Raw genomic sequence first — 16,564 nt, forward strand, 5'->3', positions numbered from 1 at the left:
ATAATGATGGACGTAGTTAGTGTTCTAAATTTTCTTCCTCTATTAAATGGATATTACTACAAGTGCATTGTCTCATTATGAAAACGGAACAAGATAATATTAATATCTTATAAAAGTATCAATGATTCTTAGAATAGGGTTACAAAATTTACTGGAATTATAAAATGTAATATTTACAAAATGTATACTTTTAAATCTTGAAATACTTTGGAACAAATTTTATTATAAAATTGGCAAATTGATTTTTGAATATTTATTGACATCCTGTTTTTTACTGAGGAGAGTTCAAATGTTTAATGAACTAGAAAAAGACAAGTAATTGACATGCAAGACTTGTCATTGGTAGAAGGGAAAAAGCATAGTAAGAAGCGTCATGTTAAAAAAATTTCATGGCATATTAATATTGGTGGAATAGTTTCATATTAATAGGATTATTTTATTTGTAAAGAGAGTTTTTGGTAAGCATGATGCAGGTAAAAAATAAAACGACATGGCTTGTGTCTTTAGTAATAGTTTATTTAGTAATTAGTGACGGATTAGATTTTTTTTTGAATGATTTGTTACATTTATTAAATAGTCTAACGGTGACAATTTTGATAAATGTTGTGTTTTCAATTTTTATTATACAAATTTATAAAAGACAGGTAACTAATGGGCTTAATATAAAACCTAAAATATTGCTCATAATTATTCCTGTAATTGGTTTGTTATCAATTGAATTGTATGATTTTTTAACAATGAGCATATTGAACGTAAATCCAGGAGTTTCTCAAAGTTCCTTTTTAGGAGAGGTGCCTTCTTGTTTATTGGTACCATTTGTGCTTGTATTTGCACCGATAACGGAGGAACTTATTTTTCAACAAATAATTCAAGGTCAATTGTTGACTAAAATATTTAAAAAGGAAAACCGATTTAGTAAGTGGATTCGCATTTTAATAGTAACTTTTCTGTTTAGTTTAGTTCATGGATTTTCTTGGGGATTAGGTGATTTGAAAACATTTGTAGTCACAGTTATTTATTATTTTGACCTAATTTTTTTAGCAATTATATATGAATATTCGGACAGAAATATAACAATAACAATATTTACTCACGTTTTAGCTAATGCGTTAGCTACTATGACTTTTTAGTAGTATATTAAAATGTGGAATTGGTAAAGCAACGATTGATGAAGGAATAATAAAATTTAAATGAAGCATTATTAATGTTAGCGATAATTAGTAGCTTAATTATTTAGAATAAGTCATTTTATTAACATTGGTATTGCGTTAATCGAACAAAAAAGTTTTAAAGTGTACTAAAATTCGTCAAGTAGATGGTTAAAATATTATAAAATTAAATCAGGCGTACTCGCTTTTATGAATGACTTCATTCCGGTGTTTATACGGAGTGAGGTCATTTTTTCCTAAGTGTCGTTCATAGTTAAAATAATCGTTTCTTGCAACAACTATTTAAACGCATCTTTTCTTGTTAAAACAACTTATTTTGAACATCAAGCAACTGAGCTCGTCATAAATTTGACTGCTTTTTGTATAGAATTTTTAGTTAGGAAAAGTTATCTTTAATAATTTCCTGATCTATTTTTCTTTTTGATTAATTAAAAAAAGTACCAATAACTAATCTGTAAGATTAGTTATTGGTACCAAATATTTTAAAAGTTATTTGTTTTATTCCCACTCAACAGTTGCAGGTGGCTTAGCTGTAATATCATAGACTACACGATTAACGTGGGCAGTCTCATTTACGATACGACGAGAGATCTCTTCTAAGACATCCCATGGTAGCTTAGCAAAGTCAGCTGTCATACCATCAACAGATGTGATGGCACGAATGGCGATGGTGTGATCGTAAGTACGTTCATCTCCCATAACACCAACTGAGCGAACGCCTGGCAAGACTGTGAAGTATTGCCATACCTCGCCGTCTAATCCTTGCTTAGCAATTTCATCACGCAAGATAGCATCAGATTCGCGAACGATTTCTAGCTTGTCAGCAGTGATTTCACCAAGAACACGGATTCCTAGACCAGGACCTGGGAATGGTTGGCGCCAAACAAGTTCGTGTGGCATACCAAGCTTTTCGCCAAGTGAACGAACTTCATCCTTAAACAATTTGTTCAAAGGTTCGATTAATTGGAATTGGATGTCATCAGGCAATCCACCAACGTTGTGGTGTGACTTGATGGTTTGGGCCGTGTCAGTACCTGATTCGATAACGTCAGTGTACAACGTTCCTTGAGCAAGGAAGTCAATACCATCAAGCTTAGCAGCTTCTTCATCAAAGACGCGGATAAATTCATTACCAATGATTTTACGCTTCTTTTCAGGGTCAGTTACACCAGCAAGCTTGTTCAAGAAACGGTCTTGAGCATCAACTTTAATGATGTTTAGACCGAACTTATCACCAAGTGCTGCCATAACTTCGTTTGCTTCGTTCTTACGAAGTAGACCGTGATCCACGAAGATTGATGTTAATTGGTCACCAATAGCTTTGTGCAATAGCACTCCAACAACTGATGAATCAACACCACCAGAAAGTCCAAGCAAAACACGTTTGTCTCCAACAGTTTCACGAATCTTTGCGATTTGCTCGTCAATGAAATCATCCATTGACCAGTCACGGTTAGCGTGAACGGCATTATCAATGAAGTTTTCTAAAATCTTCATACCATGAACGGTATGACGGACTTCAGTGTGGAATTGCACGCCATATAATTGACGTTCTTTATTTTCCATCGCAGCAATAGGGGTGCTATCAGATGTAGCAACTGCAGTAAAGCCTTCAGGAACAGCACCGACATAATCACCATGTGACATCAAAACAGTTTGAGTCTCAGGTGTGTCAGCGAATAAGGTGCTGTTTGTATCCAAAACCTTAATCTCAGTTTCACCATATTCAGATGTGTTGTTAGCAGGTAGTACTTTACCGCCAGGCAACATATGTGCCATAAGTTGCATACCATAGCAAACACCTAAGATTGGAATGTTTAGATTAAAAATTTCTGGATCAACAGAAAAGGCACCATCAGCGTAAACTGAATTAGGACCACCAGAAAAGACTAGACCTTTAGGTTGAAGTTCTTTAATTTCAGCTGCGGTGATAGTGTGTGGCTTTAGTTCGGAATAAACACCTAATTCACGAATGCGTCGTGAAATTAGTTGGTTATATTGAGAACCAAAGTCCAATACAAGAATACTATCGTGTGTATCTGTGTTGGCCATGATATCCTCCATTTAATTTATAATTCTATTATACGTAGTTTATGATAATTTTCAATGCATGTTTATGGTAATGTTCGTAGTTGCTGTAAATAAAATAATGATTGATAAACGGGTCATTTCACATATTAAACTAATTTTTGCTAATGATTTTATCATTCAATAAAACACTTTAAAATATGCTAAAAAATAGTCTTGCATTCTCTTGTTGAGACCGCTATAGTAATTTACATTATTATATTTTTAAGAACTCTTAAGTGAGTGGTTGGGTCGAGGGATTAATACTTGGAGGTATTCAAAAATGGTTTCACGTCGGATGATGATTATTGGTGGCGTAATAGTAGTTGCGATTGCAGGAATTGGTGTTGCATCAATGAACGGTGAAAAAGCAGCTAATAATGATAAATTTACAGCAGCCATGGTGTCAGATACGAATGGTGTTAACGATAAAGGTTTTAACCAAAGTGCATGGAATGGTTTACAAAAATGGGGTAAAGCAAATAACTTAACCCAGGGTAAGTCAGGTTATAACTATTTTCAACCTAAAACAGTTGCTGATTATAATACGCAATTAACACAAGCAGCGACAGCTAATTATGATTTGGTTGCAGCTATTGGTAATACGTTTAAAGATTCTGTCGAAACTGTTTCACAAAAGCAACCAAAAACAAAATTTGTTTTGGTTGATGAGCAAGCAAATAAGAAATATAAAAATGTTGCTTCAGTTAAGTTTCATTCTGAACAATCTTCATATTTAGTTGGTGTTGCTGCAGCTAAGAAAGCACAAGAAGTTGGCGACAAAACAGTTGGCTTTATTGGTGGTATGCGTAATTCAGTCATTGAATCGTTTTTAGCTGGTTACCAAGCCGGCGTGAAATCAGTTGATCCAAGTATTAAAGTAGATGCAACTTTTGCTGGCACTTTTTCAGATCCTGCTAAAGGACAAACGATAACAAAAGCTAAAATAGCAGAAGGTGAACATATTATTTTCCAAGCTGCTGGTGGCGTTGGTAATGGCGTTTTCCAAGCAGCAAAAGACCAAAGTTCTACGTTACCTGCAGGCTCAAAGGGTAAAGTTTGGGTAATTGGTGTTGATCTTGACCAAACTAATATGGGTGATTATAAGACCAAAGATGGTAAACAAGATAACTTGACGCTAACATCATCATTAACGGGGATTGGTCGTGGTTTGCAATTAATTACCAAGCAAGCACAAAATGATAAATTCCCTGGTGGTAAGACTGTTTATTATGGTCTAAAAGAAGGTGGTGTAGGTGTTGTGACAAAAAATTTGAACAGTGATGAAAAGAACGCTGTGAACAATGCTAAACAACAAATCATTGATGGTGACATCAAGGTTTCAGCAGTGCCAAACAAGTAAAAAATAAATTTAGTCGAAGTCATACGAGTACTTTTCGTAAGATTTCGGCTTTTTAATATGAAATAAAATTCATTTTTTAAGTTATTATCGAGTAAAAAATTTCGAAAAATGATTAATAGTTCAGTATAATGACTTATAAGATAAGTACGTTGCGTGATGTTGCACATAAGGAATATTAAAAATGAATTCAAAAAGAAATACAATGAGTGTTAGAAAAATTCGACAATTGCTTGGGGATGACAGTGAATATGATTGGATTGCCAATCAATTAACTCAAATTGCACAAATGTATCAAGTGTATGAATCAGCCCAGCATGAAATTTTAACGAAGTTAGAAAATTTAGATGCAGAATTTGAAGTTAACTATAATCATAATCCAATTCACCATATTGACGGTCGTATGAAAGATCCACAAAGTTTGGTGGGTAAAATTAAAAAGAAAAATTTGGCTCCCAACGTGGATGCTGTTAAAAATAATATTTTTGACATTGCTGGTTTGCGGGTTATTACAAATTATATTGATGACATTTATACAGTTGAAAAACTATTATCTCAACAAGATGATATAGAAGTTATTAAACGTAAAGACTATATTGAAAACCCTAAGGACAGTGGATACCGTAGCCTTCATTTGGTAGTTAAAGTACCAGTTTTTAAGGCGCGTGAAGTTGAATCAATCCCAGTAGAAATTCAAATCAGGACGATTGGTATGGATATGTGGGCAAGCTTGGAACACGAACTGCGTTACAAAATAGATGTTGACCGAGCAGAAGAATTTGCGGATAATTTAGTACATAATGCTAATGCATTATTTGCTATTGAACAAAATTTCCAAGATATTCATCATGAATTATAATCAAAAGAAAGAGCTATTGTAGAACGAAATATGGAAAATAAACAAAAAAATCAAGCACATGATCGTAAAAACAATCATGTTTCACGTGGAACAAATAAACAGAACAGTGCACCAGTAAAAGTTGAAGTTGGTGATCAGCTATTAATTACAATTAAGCGTTTAGGGATTAACGGTGAAGGAATTGGCTACTATAAACGTAAGATCACATTTATTCCAGGAGCGTTACCAGGGGAAGTTGTAGAAGTTGAAGTCACTAACTTTACGAATAAATTTATTGAAGCAAAAGTGCTTAAATTCAAAAAACAGTCTAAGCAACGTGTAACACCGGTTGATAATCAAGAGGTCGGTGGAGTTGAATTAGCACATCTATCATATGAAGGCCAACTGAAATTTAAACAAGACGTCATTCGTCAAGCTTTGGAAAAATATCGGCCTGCTGGTTATGCACATTATAAATTATTACCAACAATTGGTATGGATGATCCAACTGGTTACCGTAACAAAGCGCAGTTCCCTGTACGTGAGGTGAATGGTAAATTAGCGGTGGGAATGTACAAACGTCAGTCTCACAAGTTAATTGACTTGCCAGTTATGACAACACAACACCCAGCTACGTTAAAAGTTGTTCGTACAGTTCGTGATATTTTAACTGATATGCAATTATCAATTTATGATGAGCGTCGTAATCGCGGTTCGATTAAAACATTAATTGCACGTGTTTCAGAATCAACAGGAGATGTGCAATTAACGATTGTGACCAATGGTCGTTCATTACCTGATTCAGATGAATTGATCGCACGAATTCATGCTGAACTGCCTGAAGTTGTTTCAATTCATCAAAATATTAATCGTGGTGATTCTTCATTAATATGGGGAGATGACACACGTCAAATTTGGGGTGAAGACTATATTACAGAAGACATAAATGGTAAAACTTTTAAATTATCACCACGAGCCTTCCTACAATTAAATCCACGCCAAACGCAACGCTTGTACCAAGAAACAATTAAAGCATTGGATCTAACAAAAGCGGATAAGCTAATTGATGCCTACTCAGGTGTTGGAACAATTGGTATCTCATTGGCTGATCATGCAGGTGAAGTGCGCGGAATGGATACGATACCTGAATCAATTGATGATGCAACTGAAAATGTTATTGATAATGCAGTTGATAATGCAACTTACTACGTTGGTGCTGCCGAAGAATTAATACCACAGTGGGCTGATGAAGGTTGGATTGCAGATGCGTTGGTTGTTGACCCACCACGTACAGGGTTGGACGGTGCATTACGCCAAACAATATTAGCGACGAAGCCGGATAAATTTGTTTATGTTTCATGTAATGCTTCAACGCTGGCACGTGATTTAGTTGATTTGGCAAAGGTTTATCGTGTCGATTATATCCAATCAATTGATATGTTCCCACAGACAGCTCGTTGGGAAGGTATCGTCAAATTTACTAAGAAATAAATGTTGACGGTGATGCTATTATATTAGTATGTTGGTTATCGAACATAAAGATAAGATGAGAGAAACGACAATGCTAACATAGTGTAGTATTGTCGTTTTTTACATTAATTTATCAGGCTATAATAAAGGAGAAGATTATGAAACAACGTAAGGGATTATCAACACGCTCAGTTGTTGCAACTGGTATTGGAGCCGCTGTATTTTTAATTTTATTTAAATTCGTTGCTATTCCAACTGGCATTCCTAATACCCAAATCAACGTTGCCGAAGCTTGGTTGTCGTTACTTGCTGCTATTTTTGGCCCAATTGTTGGTGGACTGGTTGCTTTTATCGGTCATGCTTTGAATGATGCGATTTCTTATGGTTCTGTTTGGTGGACATGGGTCATTGCTGATGCACTATTTGGTGTTGTTTTAGGGTTGGCTGTAAAGAAAATGAACCTAATTAATGGTGATTTAACTACTAAAAAATTGGTTGGGTTTAACGTTTGGCAATTGGTTGCCAATTTGATTGCTTGGAGTGTCATTGCACCTTTAGGGGATGTATTGATTTATAGTGAACCTGCTAGCAAAGTGTTCTTACAAGGTTTTGTATCAACCGGTATTAATTTCGTATCAGTTGGTATTTTAGGAAGCTTATTGCTCGTTGCTTACAATAAAACACAGGTTAAGCAAGGCTCATTAAAAGAAAAAGATTAAGCGATTTTGAGTAGGGTAAACCTACTCATACATATAAAAATATAGTAGAGGTAGTTGGCTAATGACATTAGCAATTAAAATGAGCGATGTAACATTTAAATATGACTCACAATCAGAGCCAACTTTACATCACATTAATTTAAATATTGAACAAGGGGAGCGCGTGTTGTTATCTGGACCATCAGGTTCTGGTAAGACCACTTTAGGACAATTGCTTAATGGGTTAATTCCTCACGCCTATCAGGGAGAAATAACTGGTGACATTACCATTAATGGGCACAACATTAAAGATATGTCTATTTTTGAGCGCTCTTTTGATATTGGTACAGTCTTACAAGATACGGACACCCAATTCGTTGGATTAACGGTTGCTGAAGATGTTGCTTTTGCTTTGGAAAATGATAATGTGACACACAATGAGTTATTTTCTAAGGTACAACAATGGGCAAAAATCATGGAACTAGAGGAATTGTTACGCGTAGCACCGCAAGCATTATCTGGTGGACAGAAACAACGTGTCGCAATGGCAGGCGTTTTGATTGATGATAGTCCTATCTTATTATTTGATGAACCATTGGCGAGTTTAGATCCAGCAAGTGGGCATCGTATGTTAGCTTTGTTAGATGAATTACAAGAAAAATATCATTTGACGGTTATTATGATTGAGCATCGTTTAGAGGATGTCTTACAGCATCGTTTAGATCGTGTTGTTGTGTTAGATAGGGGTGTAGTCACCTTTGATGGGACACCTGATGAAATTTTAAAAACGCAAGCATTAGCGCAGTATGGATTAGCAATGCCGGGCTATCTGCAACTATTAAAATTAGCAGGTGTTTCATTTGATGGGCTCGTTAATATTACTAATCCGGCACAAATAACGGGACCAGATGTATACGACAAGTTACAGATATTAGAGAATAGCATAAGTCGGCAGAATCAAACGGGAAGTCCAACAGCAGAGTCAATTTTAACCATACAACAACTGACATTTAAATACGGTAAACAATCATTATTTGAAAATATTGATGTTACTTTATATGAGGGTGAATTAGTGGCTCTTGTTGGTAAAAATGGTTCAGGAAAATCTACACTAAGTAAATTAATTGCCGGATTTATAAAACCGACGGCAGGTACGATGACATTAGCAGGTGTTGGTGATTTATCAGGTTTACCAATTAAAGCACGAGCCGATTATATCGGCTATGTTTCACAGAATCCAAATGAAATGATTACACAGTCAATTATTTATGATGAGGTTGCGAGCGGTCTGCGTTTGCGTGGTATGTCTGAAGAAGAGCTTAAGCCACGTGTCTACGAGTTGCTTAAATTAGCAGGCTTGTATGGTATGCGTGAGTGGCCGATAACAGTATTAAGTTATGGTCAAAAAAAGCGTCTAACAATTATTGCAGTTTTGGCATTGGCTCCGAAAATATTAATTTTGGATGAACCAACAGCTGGGCAAGATTATGCGAATGCACAGGCTATTATGAGTTTTGTAAAGCACTTGAATAAACAATTTAATACGACAGTAATGGTAATCACACATGATATGTCTTTAATGTTATCGACGACTGATCGTGCATTAGTATTAGTAGATGGCCAACTGTTAGCTGATCTAACACCGGCAAGTTTATTAAATGATCCGCATTTAGTTGAACAGGCTGATTTATCAATAACAACGGTTTATGAGCTAGCACAGCAATATGGGTTGAGTAATCCAGCTGCGCTAACAGCATTAATTGGGAAAGGATAGGTTATGAATAATATATTTGGTTATCAGCCAGGAAAGTCTATTATTCATCAATTAAGTGGTGGTACTAAACTGCTGATATTTTTATTGCTTACGATTAGCGGTATGTTAAGTTTTGATGTTCGTTACTTAATTTTGTTGATGATAATTGCTGTTGTTGGGTTGCAGGTTGCAGGAATTCGTTGGAGAAACGTGTCAACTATTGTTAAATTTGTGGCTGTATTTGCGGCTATGAATTTATTGTTGATTTATCTATTTGCGCCACAGTACGGTGTGAAATTATTTCATACTCAGACTATTTTATTTGGGTCAGGTCGGTATGCATTAACATTAGAGCAATTATTCTATGAGTTCATCGTATTGGCAAAATACTTCTTCAGCTTACCATTAGCATTGATATTTTTACTAACAACTAATCCAAGTGAATTTGCAGCTGGATTGAATAAAATTGGTCTATCTTATCGTATTTCATATGCGGTTGCTTTGACATTGCGCTATATTCCAAGTGTGCAGCAAGAATTTGTAATGATTAGTCATGCGCAACAAGCTCGGGGCTTTGATATGTCATCTAATGTACCGCTAAGGCAACGTATTAAAGGTGTTTTTGGTATCCTGATGCCACTTGTTTTTTCATCACTATCAAAAATTGATGAGGTTAGTCGTTCGATGGATCTACGACGTTTTGGTAAAGAAAAAAAGCGTAGTTGGTATTATGAGCAAAAGTTTAAAAAACAAGATTGGTGGTTTTTATTAGGTATTGTCATACTTGTCATGATTGAAATACTATTAATCAAAGTAACAGGTAGTCGTTTTTGGTACCCATTTTCATAATTGCTAATATTAAATGTGAAATAAATGAGATTATTTTAATTTAATGATTGACTTTTCATAATACGCGTTTTACCATAATATGAGTAAACACGGTGAATGGGTAAGTAGTTTGTGATGAATACGCAAAGCGAGTTGTAGATAGTGTAAGGCAATCGATTCAGCAAATGAATTTTGGCCCGGGAGTGATTGGAATTATGAGTAGTTAATATAAGTGATTTCCGGTGTGCGCGATATAGCATGTAAGTAATTCATGACTTAGTGAGCAGTTTACAGTGATGTAAATTGAAACACGGGTGGTAACGCGATTTCAATCGTCCCGTCGTTCCATATTTTTATGGTGCGACGGGACTTTTTTATTTAGAGGAGCAATATGACAACGACAAATTTTGCGCCTTTGCAATTGCCAGATGGTGAAATTGCATTAGACGAGCAGACTAGAGCCACATATGGCGTAAATGATTATACACAAGAGATTACAACAAAGGTGATGCCGGATGCAGTGGTTTTTGCTACGACAATTGCAGATGTGCAAGCAACGGTCAAATTTGCCGCGACACATCAAATTGCGGTTGTGCCACAAGGAGCCAAAACATCAATTGTTAACAGTGCTGCCGCTTTAACAGGCAGTTTAGTTTTAAATTTATCACACATGAATAAGATTTTAGCAATTGATCCAAAAGACCAAGTTGCGGTTGTTCAACCAGGTGTATTAAATGGTGATTTAGATACACAAGTCCGTCAGGTTGGCTATTTTTATGCACCTGATCCAGGTTCAAAACCAATTAGTTCAATTGGTGGAAATATTGCGACCAATGCAGGCGGTATGTCTTCACTAAAATATGGGACAACAAAGCAATCTGTGTTAGGACTAAAGGTTGTTTTAGCAAACGGTGAATTACTCACTTTGGGTGGTAAAACATTTAAGAATAATGCAGCATATGATTTAACCGATTTAATGATTGGCTCAGAAGGTACTTTAGGCATTATTGTTGAAGCAACCGTGCGTTTATTACCAATTGCTTTGGGACAACCAGTTACAGGATTGGCAACATTTCCAACAATTCATGAGTTAATGCAAGCAGTTCAAGCGGTCCAGGCTAGTGGCGTTAATCCATCAATGTTAGAAATTTTAAATCGAGTATCTATTGAAGCACTTGATGAGTATGAAGGTAGCCATTTGGGAAGTCATGGGGAACAAGCATTGTTGATTTTCCAAATTGATGTGGCTGCAGCTGATGCTTTAAGCACAGTTGAACAAGTGTTACATACTTATGGTGCAACAAAGATTGATGTTACCGAAGATCAGCAACGAACCAGTGAAATTATTAAAATTCGTCAAGATATTTTTGCAGCCGGCGCTCAGTACGGTCGGTTAATTGTTGAAGATGTAGCGGTACCCTTGGGGCAATTAGCAAAGGTTGCAGATAAAGCAGAAACATTAGCAAGTAAGTATGATCAACGATTATTATTGTTAGGTCATGCGGGGGATGGTAATTTGCACCCAGATATTATCTTGGAAGATAAAGAAGGTGCTTTGCCAGAAAAAACGCAACGATTTATTGATGAACTTCTGGCATTTGTTATTCAGGTTGGGGGAACAATAAGTGCTGAGCATGGTATTGGTAGTTTGAAAAATGCATGGGTGCCAAATCAATTAGACGCAAATGTTAGAATTCTACAAAAACAAATTAAACAAGTATTCGATCCATTGGGCATTTTAAATCCAGGACGTAAAATATAAGAAATATAGGGGCTAAAATATGGGCGTGAATAAACGAGTAGCAGCAATTGAACCAAATGCCATCCGTGCATTTGATGATCAAACTAGTGGTGTAGCAGATATTTTAAAATTAACACTTGGGGAACCTGATTTTGCTGTTCCACAACATGTTAAGCAAGCGGCAATTGATAGTATTATAAGTGATGATTCACACTATGCACCATCTAAAGGAAGCATCGCATTACGAAAGGCAATTCGACATTTTATGATGGATCGGTATGATTTATCATATGACGTTGATTCTGAAATTGTTGTGACTTTAGGCGCAACTGAAGGGATTTATGACACATTGACGGCTTTTGTTAATGATGGTGATAAAGTATTATTACCGGCGCCTAATTTTTCGATGTATGATCCAACTATCGCTTTGGCAGGTGGTGAAGTAGTCTATGTTGATACGTCTAAATCTGATTTTTTGTTGACGCCGACACAACTACAAGCAGCCATTGATGAATATGGCGATAAATTGACAACGGTTTTGTTGAACTATCCAGCTAATCCAACTGGGGTAACATACACAGCAGAACAATTAGCTGCACTAGCAGAAGTTTTGCAAGACACAGATATTACAGTTATTGCTGATGAAATCTATGCTGAATTGACCTATGATGCACCACATTATTCAATTGCGAAATATTTACCAGCACAAACGGTTATCTTAAATGGTGTTTCAAAATCACATGCGATGACTGGTTATCGTATCGGGTTTATTGTTGGACCAAAGGAATTAATAGCACCAGTTGCAACGTTACACCAATTTACAGTGACGTCTGCTTCAAATCCTGCAATGGCTGCAGCGGCAGAAGCCTTGGGATCGGCACAAGGAAAGCTGGACTCTAAGGGGATGCGTGAAGCATATCGTGAGCGACGTGACTACTTGGTGCCGGCACTACGACAATTAGGTTTCGAAATACCGCAACCAACAGGCGCCTTTTACGTTTTTGCTAAGCTACCAGCTAATGTTAATCAAGATGATTATGAATTTGGCCTGGATTTGGCTAAACGTGGAAAAGTTGCCGTTATTCCTGGTTCAATTTTCAACATTGGTGGTGAAGGATACATTCGTATTAGCTATGCTTCATCTATGGCTGTTTTGCATGAAGCCGTAAAACGCATTGGCACATTTTTGGAGAATTATTAGTAACGGAGGGGTAGTAATATGGCACGTAAAGTGGGGATTATTGGATTAGGACACGTTGGTGCAGCGATTGCACATAGTCTATCAGCGCAAGGAGCAGTAGATGAATTTGTCTTTATTGATATTAATGAGGCGAAGGTAACCGCAGAAGCACTAGATTTTGAAGATGCAAAAGCTAATTTAGAATATAATGTCAATTATGTTGTTAATGATTGGGATGCTTTAGCTGATGCCGATGTCGTGATTTCTTCAGTGGGTAAAATTTCCTTACAAGGAACGGTAACAAATAAAGATCGTTTTGTTGAGTTGCAGTACACAAAACACCAAATTAAAGGCGTATCTGAAAAACTAGTGGCATCAGGCTTTAAGGGTGTTTTAGTAGTGATTACGAATCCAGTGGACGTTATCACGACCATGTATCAACATTTTACTGGTTTCCCAACAACACGTGTTATTGGGACAGGAACCCTGTTGGATACTGCTAGATTACATCGTGCTGTTGGACAAGTGTTGCAAGTACATCCAAAATCAGTTCATGGATATAATGTGGGTGAACATGGTAACTCACAATTTACGGCTTGGTCGACTGTCACGGTTAAGGAACAGCCAATTACAGCATATAATCTACCACTCTCAGAATTAGATGAAGCCGTTCGCTCTGGCGGATTTACGGTGTATGATGGTAAAAAATTTACCAGTTATGGTATCGCCAGCGCAGCTAGCAGATTAACAAAAGCTATTTTAACTGATAGTCATGAAGAATTACCTGTTTCTAATTATCGTGCAGAATATGGGGTATATGTTTCATATCCGATGATCGTTGGTCGGGCAGGTATCGTTGATGAAGTGAAATTAAGCTTATCAGATGAGGGACAAACAAAATTAGCAGCATCCGCAAAATTAATTCATGATCGATATGAGGCGGTTATTGCAGAATTAGATAATGAATAATTTGTATAAATATACATTTTAATAAAAGAGTTAAATGATTATTCAAAAAAGAGGCGTCAATCAATCGATTGACGCCTCTTTGTCTAAGGATTAAATAATTTAAAAATCAGCTTGTGAGGCATCTTGATGTGTCCCAGCAACACCTTCTAATTGATCAAGTGCTGACATTTCTTCATCTGTTAAGGTAAAGTCAAAGACATCAGCATTTTGTGCAATGCGATCGGCATGAGTAGATTTTGGTAGTGGTAGGAAGCCATGTTGTAATGACCAACGTACCAATACTTGCGCAACTGACTTATTATATTTTGTAGCAATATCATTAATTTGAGGTACTGCTAGCAAAGATCCTGTTCCCAAAGGTGAATAAGCTTCTGTTAAAATATTATGCTCATTGTTGAAGGCCACAATATCCTTTTCTAGGTCAGAAGGGTTAACAAATAGTTGGTTAACCATTGGTGCAATTGTTGCCGTCTTTAATAAAGCTTCAACGTGTTCAATTTGGAAGTTAGAAACACCAATGGCCCGAATTTTACCATCAGTGTAGGCATCTTCCATGTAGCGCCAAGCTTCGGCATTGGCTTTGTCCCAATTACGACGATTGATTAATGGATTTGGCCAGTGAATGAGGTACAAATCTAAGTAGTCTAATCCAAGTAGTTGCAATGACTTATCCAAAGCAATCTTTGCAGCTTCAAAACTGTGGCTGTCGTTCCACAATTTTGAGGTAACGAACAAGTCTTCACGTGGAATACCTGAATCTTTAATGGCACGACCAACTGAAGCCTCATTACCATAAGCAGCGGCAGTGTCAATGTGGCGATAACCAGCCTTTAATGCATCAAGCACACTTTGATAGGCAACATCCCCATCTGGCGTTTGCCAAGTACCAAATCCAACAACTGGGATTTTAACCCCATTAGTTAAGGTAAATGTATCGGTTAATGATGAAATGGTCATATACTTACACCTCTTATTAAATATATTTCAGTTAAATTTAGCTGATAATTCACTGTCCAGTATAACAAAAAATAACGATAAACTAAATTATATAGTTTATCTACTTGATATAGTTGGGTATAATATTAAAGATAATAACGTGAGAAAGGAAAGTAAAATGTCAAAAGTTACAAAGGAAGCAATTTTTGAAGCAACGCAGGCTGTGTTGATGGAAAAAGGTTACGAAAAGGCACGTCTTGCTGATGTTGCGCGCAAATTGACAATTACGCCAGCTGCGTTGTACAAACATTTTGCCAACCGTGATGCTTTATTTCAAGAAATGGATGAGGATTGGTTGTTGCACGTCGATGCACCAATCATAGAAGCTAGTGAGCGAGCTACAAAAGAGAATCGGGTGCAGGCATTGCATGACTGGTTGTGGTTGCTTTCAACGCGTCGTCAAGCCAGTTTTGCTGAAGCACCAGAAATGTTAGCTTTTTATAAATTTGAGCTGGGAAAGCACGATAGTTTAATCGAGCCTAGACTTAAAGAATTTGCCAAAGCTGTTGAAAAAATAATGGCGTGGGACACGTTCCGTCAACAACGTGGTCAAACGGTTATGCAGACATTTACCTATTTTTATCATCCTTTTTTTGCAGGGCGTTGGGATGACAATTTATTTAAAACAATTTTTGAAACGACGTGGCAAGAAATGCTACCGGTTATACAACAAAATTTAATGAAGCCGTCTGAAGAATAATAAAAAGCCAACTGGTAATTTAACTAGTTGGCTTTTTATTTATTCAGTTTCATTTTGATTGAATTTAAAAGCATTTAAGAAACGGTTGATACGTTCAGTCGGATTATTGAAAAATTCATCTGGTGTACCATCAAAATTGATTTTACCATCTTCCAAGAATAACATCCGATCAGCAGCATGACGCGCAAAATCCATATTATGGGTAACGATAATCATGGATTGGTTTTCGTGAGCTAAGTCGTTTAATACACGTAAAACTTGCGCCTCTAGTTCTGGATCCAAAGCAGAAGTGGGTTCGTCTAACAACAGATAATCAGGTGCCATGGCTAGTGCACGTGCAATCGCAACACGTTGCGTTTGACCGCCAGATAATTGATAAGGATAACGGTCAGCAGTGTTGTCTAAGTCAACTGCAGCCAGAAGTTCGTGTGCATGTTTAGTTGCCTGAGCTTTGGATTGCTTAAGGACATGAACGGGGGCCTCAATCATATTTCCCATGATTGTTAAATGGTCGAACATACGTGGTTGTTGAAAAACCATCCCTGTTTTACGGCGCACCCACAATAAAGTTTCAGTTGTTAGCGGCTGGCTTAAATCAATTGTGCGGTCATCAATCGTATATTTCCCACTATCGGGGCGCTCTAATAGGTTTAATGAACGTAACAAAGTTGATTTACCAGATCCTGATGGACCAACAATAACAGTTGTTTCATGCGGATTGAAGGTGACGTTGATATCTTGTAGCGCATGATGTTCAGTATAACGTTTATCAATATGTTCTAATTTAAGCATGTT

14 protein-coding genes are annotated in these 16,564 nt (G+C 36.7%); 11 read left to right on the forward strand and 3 right to left on the reverse strand.

Annotated features, from left to right (window positions below; genetic code table 11):
• Positions 1-464: 464 nt before the first annotated feature.
• The gene (locus FFM55_RS00510; RefSeq protein ID WP_042492186.1) at positions 465-1,130 is read left to right on the forward strand and encodes a CPBP family intramembrane glutamic endopeptidase; all 666 of its coding nucleotides are present in this window, start codon (positions 465-467) and stop codon (positions 1,128-1,130) included.
• A gap of 537 nt (positions 1,131-1,667) precedes the next feature.
• On the opposite strand, the gene guaA is transcribed toward FFM55_RS00510, so the two are convergent.
• The gene (gene guaA, locus FFM55_RS00515; protein WP_042492184.1) at positions 1,668-3,221 is read right to left on the reverse strand and encodes a glutamine-hydrolyzing GMP synthase; all 1,554 of its coding nucleotides are present in this window, start codon (positions 3,219-3,221) and stop codon (positions 1,668-1,670) included.
• A 298-nt stretch (positions 3,222-3,519) separates the two neighbouring features.
• Between guaA and FFM55_RS00520 the strand changes: the two genes are divergently transcribed.
• The 9 genes from FFM55_RS00520 (at position 3,520) to FFM55_RS00560 (ending at position 14,073) form a co-directional block, all read left to right on the forward strand.
• Positions 3,520-4,599, forward strand: a complete 1,080-nt coding sequence (locus FFM55_RS00520) for a BMP family lipoprotein (RefSeq protein WP_042492182.1) — start codon at positions 3,520-3,522, stop codon at positions 4,597-4,599.
• Between the two features lie 181 nt (positions 4,600-4,780).
• The gene (locus tag FFM55_RS00525) at positions 4,781-5,455 is read left to right on the forward strand and encodes a GTP pyrophosphokinase (RefSeq protein WP_042492179.1); all 675 of its coding nucleotides are present in this window, start codon (positions 4,781-4,783) and stop codon (positions 5,453-5,455) included.
• Positions 5,456-5,485: 30 nt separating this feature from the next.
• The gene (gene rlmD, locus FFM55_RS00530; protein ID WP_137600356.1) at positions 5,486-6,925 is read left to right on the forward strand and encodes a 23S rRNA (uracil(1939)-C(5))-methyltransferase RlmD; all 1,440 of its coding nucleotides are present in this window, start codon (positions 5,486-5,488) and stop codon (positions 6,923-6,925) included.
• Positions 6,926-7,062: 137 nt separating this feature from the next.
• On the forward strand, positions 7,063-7,623 hold the full coding sequence (locus FFM55_RS00535; RefSeq protein WP_042492176.1) for an ECF-type riboflavin transporter substrate-binding protein: 561 nt from the start codon (positions 7,063-7,065) through the stop codon (positions 7,621-7,623).
• Positions 7,624-7,684: 61 nt separating this feature from the next.
• Complete coding sequence (locus tag FFM55_RS00540; protein ID WP_042492173.1) at positions 7,685-9,376, forward strand: ABC transporter ATP-binding protein; 1,692 nt, start codon at positions 7,685-7,687, stop codon at positions 9,374-9,376.
• Positions 9,377-9,379: 3 nt separating this feature from the next.
• Positions 9,380-10,204, forward strand: coding sequence for an energy-coupling factor transporter transmembrane component T family protein (locus FFM55_RS00545; RefSeq protein WP_042492171.1), 825 nt, complete (start codon positions 9,380-9,382; stop codon positions 10,202-10,204).
• A 370-nt stretch (positions 10,205-10,574) separates the two neighbouring features.
• Positions 10,575-11,945 (forward strand): FAD-binding oxidoreductase, encoded by a 1,371-nt coding sequence (locus FFM55_RS00550; RefSeq protein ID WP_042492170.1) that lies wholly within the window; start codon positions 10,575-10,577, stop codon positions 11,943-11,945.
• A gap of 19 nt (positions 11,946-11,964) precedes the next feature.
• Positions 11,965-13,125, forward strand: a complete 1,161-nt coding sequence (locus tag FFM55_RS00555; protein WP_042492169.1) for an aminotransferase class I/II-fold pyridoxal phosphate-dependent enzyme — start codon at positions 11,965-11,967, stop codon at positions 13,123-13,125.
• A gap of 18 nt (positions 13,126-13,143) precedes the next feature.
• Positions 13,144-14,073, forward strand: a complete 930-nt coding sequence (locus tag FFM55_RS00560) for an L-lactate dehydrogenase (RefSeq protein ID WP_137600357.1) — start codon at positions 13,144-13,146, stop codon at positions 14,071-14,073.
• Positions 14,074-14,172: 99 nt separating this feature from the next.
• Here the strand turns inward: FFM55_RS00560 and FFM55_RS00565 are convergent, their stop codons facing one another.
• On the reverse strand, positions 14,173-15,030 hold the full coding sequence (locus tag FFM55_RS00565; RefSeq protein ID WP_137600358.1) for an aldo/keto reductase: 858 nt from the start codon (positions 15,028-15,030) through the stop codon (positions 14,173-14,175).
• A 157-nt stretch (positions 15,031-15,187) separates the two neighbouring features.
• On the opposite strand from FFM55_RS00565, the gene FFM55_RS00570 reads away from it, so the two are divergent.
• Entirely contained in the window at positions 15,188-15,769 is a 582-nt protein-coding gene (locus FFM55_RS00570) for a TetR/AcrR family transcriptional regulator (protein WP_042492165.1), read from the forward strand.
• A gap of 39 nt (positions 15,770-15,808) precedes the next feature.
• On the opposite strand, the gene FFM55_RS00575 is transcribed toward FFM55_RS00570, so the two are convergent.
• A complete protein-coding gene (locus FFM55_RS00575) occupies positions 15,809-16,561 on the reverse strand; it encodes an amino acid ABC transporter ATP-binding protein (RefSeq protein ID WP_042492164.1) in 753 nt (250 codons plus the stop codon).
• Positions 16,562-16,564 lie beyond the last annotated feature (3 nt).

Origin of the sequence: Weissella sagaensis (genome assembly GCF_005405285.1) — a bacterium.
GTDB lineage: Bacteria > Bacillota > Bacilli > Lactobacillales > Lactobacillaceae > Weissella > Weissella sagaensis.

Bases quoted from the DNA above. Each gene is read 5' to 3' on its own strand.
- FFM55_RS00510 (WP_042492186.1), top strand. From the start codon at position 465: ATGATGCAGGTAAAAAATAAAACGACATGGCTTGTGTCTTTAGTAATA.
- guaA (WP_042492184.1), bottom strand. From the start codon at position 3,221: ATGGCCAACACAGATACACACGATAGTATTCTTGTATTGGACTTTGGT.
- FFM55_RS00520 (WP_042492182.1), top strand. From the start codon at position 3,520: ATGGTTTCACGTCGGATGATGATTATTGGTGGCGTAATAGTAGTTGCG.
- FFM55_RS00525 (WP_042492179.1), top strand. From the start codon at position 4,781: ATGAATTCAAAAAGAAATACAATGAGTGTTAGAAAAATTCGACAATTG.
- rlmD (WP_137600356.1), top strand. From the start codon at position 5,486: ATGGAAAATAAACAAAAAAATCAAGCACATGATCGTAAAAACAATCAT.
- FFM55_RS00535 (WP_042492176.1), top strand. From the start codon at position 7,063: ATGAAACAACGTAAGGGATTATCAACACGCTCAGTTGTTGCAACTGGT.
- FFM55_RS00540 (WP_042492173.1), top strand. From the start codon at position 7,685: ATGACATTAGCAATTAAAATGAGCGATGTAACATTTAAATATGACTCA.
- FFM55_RS00545 (WP_042492171.1), top strand. From the start codon at position 9,380: ATGAATAATATATTTGGTTATCAGCCAGGAAAGTCTATTATTCATCAA.
- FFM55_RS00550 (WP_042492170.1), top strand. From the start codon at position 10,575: ATGACAACGACAAATTTTGCGCCTTTGCAATTGCCAGATGGTGAAATT.
- FFM55_RS00555 (WP_042492169.1), top strand. From the start codon at position 11,965: ATGGGCGTGAATAAACGAGTAGCAGCAATTGAACCAAATGCCATCCGT.
- FFM55_RS00560 (WP_137600357.1), top strand. From the start codon at position 13,144: ATGGCACGTAAAGTGGGGATTATTGGATTAGGACACGTTGGTGCAGCG.
- FFM55_RS00565 (WP_137600358.1), bottom strand. From the start codon at position 15,030: ATGACCATTTCATCATTAACCGATACATTTACCTTAACTAATGGGGTT.
- FFM55_RS00570 (WP_042492165.1), top strand. From the start codon at position 15,188: ATGTCAAAAGTTACAAAGGAAGCAATTTTTGAAGCAACGCAGGCTGTG.
- FFM55_RS00575 (WP_042492164.1), bottom strand. From the start codon at position 16,561: ATGCTTAAATTAGAACATATTGATAAACGTTATACTGAACATCATGCG.